Below are 5,810 nucleotides of genomic sequence, written 5' to 3' on the forward strand. Positions count from 1 at the left end.
AGAAAGGTGTGATCAGGTTGTCTATAGGTAATATGATTCACAGTTTTCTGGGGATAAAGCCACCCTTTGCTTTGGATAGGGTGTTGTAGCGGAAAAAACTTTTACTTTCAAAATTCACGGTTTCAGCGAGTTAAAGTTTAAGTTAAGAAAACATCAAAAAAAAGTGATTAAAAAGCTTGAATAACTCAATAAACGGTGTAGTTTTGCACCCGCAATGACGCAGACGTTCTTTTAAATACTGGCAAGTAAAGTTAATCTAAGTAGAAAATTTATTTTCAAAAAAAGATTAAAAAAGCTTGTGAGATTAGAAAACGGATGTTACATTTGCACCCCGCAAAACGGGCAAAGTTCCTTGAAAGATTGATGAGAAAATAAGAATTAAACGGAGATAATAATTTCCAAAAAAACTTCAAAATTTTCTTGCCAGTTAAAAAGAAAGTTGTACTTTTGCACCCGCTTCGAGAAACACTATAACAAGTGTTAACGGGGTTTGAAAAAAGATAAGAACACGTTCCTAGACATATTGAATTGACAGCCGTTCCGATGAAAATCGGAACAAAAGAATAAGAGTAATAGAATCGAGAGATTTGAAAAAACCACTAGAATTTAGTCGAATAAACAAAGAGTGAAGATTTATCTGATCTCAAACAATATACGATGAAGAGTTTGATCCTGGCTCAGGATGAACGCTAGCGGCAGGCTTAACACATGCAAGTCGAGGGGTATAGTTCTTCGGAACTAGAGACCGGCGCACGGGTGCGTAACGCGTATGCAATCTACCTTTCACAGAGGGATAGCCCAGAGAAATTTGGATTAATACCTCATAGTATTATAGAGTGGCATCACTTTATAATTAAAGTCACAACGGTGAAAGATGAGCATGCGTCCCATTAGCTAGTTGGTAAGGTAACGGCTTACCAAGGCAACGATGGGTAGGGGTCCTGAGAGGGAGATCCCCCACACTGGTACTGAGACACGGACCAGACTCCTACGGGAGGCAGCAGTGAGGAATATTGGACAATGGGCGCAAGCCTGATCCAGCCATGCCGCGTGCAGGATGACGGTCCTATGGATTGTAAACTGCTTTTGCACAGGAAGAAACACTACTTCGTGAAGTAGCTTGACGGTACTGTGAGAATAAGGATCGGCTAACTCCGTGCCAGCAGCCGCGGTAATACGGAGGATCCAAGCGTTATCCGGAATCATTGGGTTTAAAGGGTCCGTAGGCGGTTTAGTAAGTCAGTGGTGAAAGCCCATCGCTCAACGGTGGAACGGCCATTGATACTGCTAAACTTGAATTATTAGGAAGTAACTAGAATATGTAGTGTAGCGGTGAAATGCTTAGAGATTACATGGAATACCAATTGCGAAGGCAGGTTACTACTAATGGATTGACGCTGATGGACGAAAGCGTGGGTAGCGAACAGGATTAGATACCCTGGTAGTCCACGCCGTAAACGATGGATACTAGCTGTTGGGAGCAATCTCAGTGGCTAAGCGAAAGTGATAAGTATCCCACCTGGGGAGTACGTTCGCAAGAATGAAACTCAAAGGAATTGACGGGGGCCCGCACAAGCGGTGGAGCATGTGGTTTAATTCGATGATACGCGAGGAACCTTACCAAGGCTTAAATGTAGATTGACCGGTTTGGAAACAGACTTTTCGCAAGACAATTTACAAGGTGCTGCATGGTTGTCGTCAGCTCGTGCCGTGAGGTGTCAGGTTAAGTCCTATAACGAGCGCAACCCCTGTTGTTAGTTGCCAGCGAGTCATGTCGGGAACTCTAACGAGACTGCCAGTGCAAACTGAGAGGAAGGTGGGGATGACGTCAAATCATCACGGCCCTTACGCCTTGGGCTACACACGTGCTACAATGGCCGGTACAGAGAGCAGCCACTGGGTGACCAGGAGCGAATCTACAAAACCGGTCACAGTTCGGATCGGAGTCTGCAACTCGACTCCGTGAAGCTGGAATCGCTAGTAATCGGATATCAGCCATGATCCGGTGAATACGTTCCCGGGCCTTGTACACACCGCCCGTCAAGCCATGGAAGCTGGGGGTGCCTGAAGTCGGTGACCGCAAGGAGCTGCCTAGGGTAAAACTGGTAACTAGGGCTAAGTCGTAACAAGGTAGCCGTACCGGAAGGTGCGGCTGGAACACCTCCTTTCTAGAGCCTTAGTGTTAGTAGTAATACACGCTAGGGAAAGAAGACGAAAGTTCGAGTTGGAAACAAGTTTCAACATTATATTACTCTTGCTGTTAGTTCAAATAATACCATTTAAGAATAAGAGTGTCTCGTAGCTCAGCTGGTTAGAGTACTACACTGATAATGTAGGGGTCGACAGTTCGAGTCTGTCCGAGACAACTATTTTAAGCTTAAAAAAAGAAGAAATTCTAGAGTTGAGGAGTTATGAAGTATAAATTCATAATTCATAATTCACAATTCATAATTAGATTGGGGGATTAGCTCAGCTGGCTAGAGCGCCTGCCTTGCACGCAGGAGGTCAACGGTTCGACTCCGTTATTCTCCACAAATCCGAAAGGATAAAAGTTCATTGACATATTGAGATAAGAAAATAATAAAAAGTAGAAAGCATTTTTTACTTGTTTATCATTAGACAAGTAAAAGAAACGGTCTCGTTTTAACTAACGAGATTGGTACAATAAGCAAAATAAGGGCGTATGGGGGATGCCTTGGCTCTCAGAGGCGATGAAAGGCGTGATAAGCTGCGAAAAGTTACGGGGATTGGCACACACGATATGATCCGTAAATACCTGAATGGGGCAACCCACTATGTTGAAGACATAGTACACCGATAGGTGGGCAAACCCGCTGAACTGAAACATCTAAGTAGGCGGAGGAGAAGAAAACAAAAGTGATTCCGTAAGTAGTGGCGAGCGAACGCGGATTAGCCCAAACCAATGATGTTACGGCATTATTGGGGTTGTAGGACCACGAGATTTGTTGCGGATTGAATTAGAATTTACTGGAAAGTAAAGCCAAAGAAGGTGATAGCCCTGTATAAGTAAAAGAAGATAACGATAGTGGTATCCTGAGTAGGGCGGGACACGAGAAATCCTGTCTGAATTTGGCGGGACCATCCGCTAAGGCTAAATACTCCTGAGAGACCGATAGTGAACCAGTACCGTGAGGGAAAGGTGAAAAGAACCGTGAATAACGGAGTGAAATAGATCCTGAAACCATACGCTTACAAGCGGTCGGAGCCCTTTCGTGGGGTGACGGCGTGCCTTTTGCATAATGAGCCTACGAGTTAACGTTGCTGGCAAGGATAAGTGGTTAAGCCACGGATCCGTAGCGAAAGCGAGTCTGAATAGGGCGCTTTAGTCAGTAGTGTTAGACGCGAAACCGTGTGATCTACCCATGGGCAGGATGAAGCGCTGGTAACACAGTGTGGAGGTCCGAACCGGTTGACGTTGAAAAGTCTTCGGATGACCTGTGGGTAGGGGTGAAAGGCCAATCAAACTCGGAAATAGCTCGTACTCCCCGAAATGCATTTAGGTGCAGCGTTATGCGTAAAGTTATATAGAGGTAGAGCTACTGATTGGATGCGGGGGCTTCACCGCCTACCAATTCCTGACAAACTCCGAATGCTATATAATGTTTCATAACAGTGAGGGCTTGGGTGCTAAGGTCCAAGTCCGAGAGGGAAAGAACCCAGACCATCAGCTAAGGTCCCCAAATATATACTAAGTTGAAAGAACGAGGTTTGTCTGCCCAGACAGCTAGGATGTTGGCTTGGAAGCAGCCATTCATTTAAAGAGTGCGTAACAGCTCACTAGTCGAGCGGACGAGCATGGATAATAATCGGGCATAAGTATATTACCGAAGCTATGGATTTAGAGTTTACTCTAAGTGGTAGGGGAGCATTCTAACAGGGTAGAAGGTGTGTCGTAAGGCATGCTGGACTGGTTAGAAAAGAAAATGTAGGCATAAGTAACGATAATGCGGGCGAGAAACCCGCACACCGAAAGACTAAGGTTTCCACAGCTATGCTAATCAGCTGTGGGTTAGTCGGGACCTAAGGCGAACCCGAAAGGGACAGTCGATGGACAACGGGTTAATATTCCCGTACTAGTTATTACTGTGATGGGGTGACGGAGTGATGAAAGCGCCGCGAACTGACGGAATAGTTCGTTGAAGTACCTACCTATAAGCTGCGCAGGCAAATCCACGCGGCTTGGGGAAATACGATAGTACTCGGAGTCTTCGGACAAAGAGATAGTGCGCCTAAGGGCTTCCAAGAAAAACCTCTAAACTTCAGGTAATAAGTACCCGTACCGCAAACCGACACAGGTAGTCGAGGAGAGAATCCTAAGGTGCTCGAGAGATTCATGGCTAAGGAATTAGGCAAAATAGACCCGTAACTTCGGGAGAAGGGTCGCCAGCAGCAATGCTGGCCGCAGTGAAGAGGTCCAGGCGACTGTTTATCAAAAACACAGGGCTCTGCAAAATCGTAAGATGAAGTATAGGGCCTGACACCTGCCCGGTGCTGGAAGGTTAAGAGGAGATGTTATCTTCGGAGAAGCATTGAATTGAAGCCCCAGTAAACGGCGGCCGTAACTATAACGGTCCTAAGGTAGCGAAATTCCTTGTCGGGTAAGTTCCGACCTGCACGAATGGTGTAACGATCTGGACACTGTCTCAGCCATGAGCTCGGTGAAATTGTAGTAGCGGTGAAGATGCCGCTTACCCGCAGTGGGACGAAAAGACCCTGTGCACCTTTACTATAGCTTAGTATTGACCTTGGATAAATGATGTGTAGGATAGGTTGGAGACTGTGAAGTGGCGTCGCTAGGCGTTGTGGAGTCATTGTTGAAATACAACCCTTTGTTTATCTGAGGCCTAACCCCGTAATACGGGGGACATTGCTTGGTGGGTAGTTTGACTGGGGTGGTCGCCTCCAAAAGAGTAACGGAGGCTTCTAAAGGTTCCCTCAGTACGCTTGGTAACCGTGCGTAGAGTGCAATGGCATAAGGGAGCTTGACTGAGAGACATACAGGTCGATCAGGTACGAAAGTAGAGCATAGTGATCCGGTGGTTCCGCATGGAAGGGCCATCGCTCAAAGGATAAAAGGTACGCCGGGGATAACAGGCTGATCTCCCCCAAGAGCTCATATCGACGGGGGGGTTTGGCACCTCGATGTCGGCTCGTCACATCCTGGGGCTGGAGAAGGTCCCAAGGGTTGGGCTGTTCGCCCATTAAAGTGGCACGCGAGCTGGGTTCAGAACGTCGTGAGACAGTTCGGTCTCTATCTACTGTGGGCGCAAGAAATTTGAGTGGATCTGATTCTAGTACGAGAGGACCGAATTGGACAAACCTCTAGTGTATCTGTTGTCACGCCAGTGGCATCGCAGAGTAGCTACGTTTGGAAGGGATAAGCGCTGAAAGCATATAAGCGCGAAACCCACCACAAGATGAGATTTCTTTTAAGGGTCGTGGGAGATGACCACGTTGATAGGCTATAGATGTAAAGGCAGTAATGTCATAGTCGAGTAGTACTAATAACCCGTAAGCTTATGTACGCTTTTCTCCCGTCTTTCGGGACGGGAGAAGAAACTTTCTAACACTTTTTATTTTCTTTATCTCAGTATGTTAAGATATTATGTGATTGATGTTTATTATACAATAAACAACATTACAGTAATTGCCCAAAGCAATTATAACCTCTTAAGGTGGTTATTGCGGCGGGGCTCACCTCTTCCCATCCCGAACAGAGTAGTTAAGCCCGCCTGCGCAGATGGTACTGCAGTTATGTGGGAGAGTATGTCGTCGCCTTTCTTTGAAAA

General features: G+C 46.1%; 2 tRNA genes and 3 rRNA genes. All 5 read left to right on the forward strand.

The annotated features are described in order from the left end of the window. Positions 1-654: 654 nt before the first annotated feature. The 5 genes from ACNQF8_RS15225 (at position 655) to rrf (ending at position 5,802) form a co-directional block, all read left to right on the forward strand. Positions 655-2,168 (forward strand): 16S ribosomal RNA (locus tag ACNQF8_RS15225). A 124-nt stretch (positions 2,169-2,292) separates the two neighbouring features. Then, positions 2,293-2,366: transfer RNA gene (locus tag ACNQF8_RS15230), tRNA-Ile, on the forward strand. Between the two features lie 92 nt (positions 2,367-2,458). Continuing rightward, positions 2,459-2,532: transfer RNA gene (locus ACNQF8_RS15235), tRNA-Ala, on the forward strand. 130 nt (positions 2,533-2,662) lie between these two features. Continuing rightward, positions 2,663-5,546 (forward strand): 23S ribosomal RNA (locus ACNQF8_RS15240). Between the two features lie 146 nt (positions 5,547-5,692). After that, positions 5,693-5,802, forward strand: a 5S ribosomal RNA gene (rrf, locus tag ACNQF8_RS15245). Together the 16S, 23S and 5S rRNA genes with 2 tRNA genes alongside form the textbook arrangement of a ribosomal RNA operon. Positions 5,803-5,810: the final 8 nt, after the last annotated feature.

It is taken from the genome of Flavobacterium labens (assembly GCF_048286755.1).
GTDB lineage: Bacteria > Bacteroidota > Bacteroidia > Flavobacteriales > Flavobacteriaceae > Flavobacterium.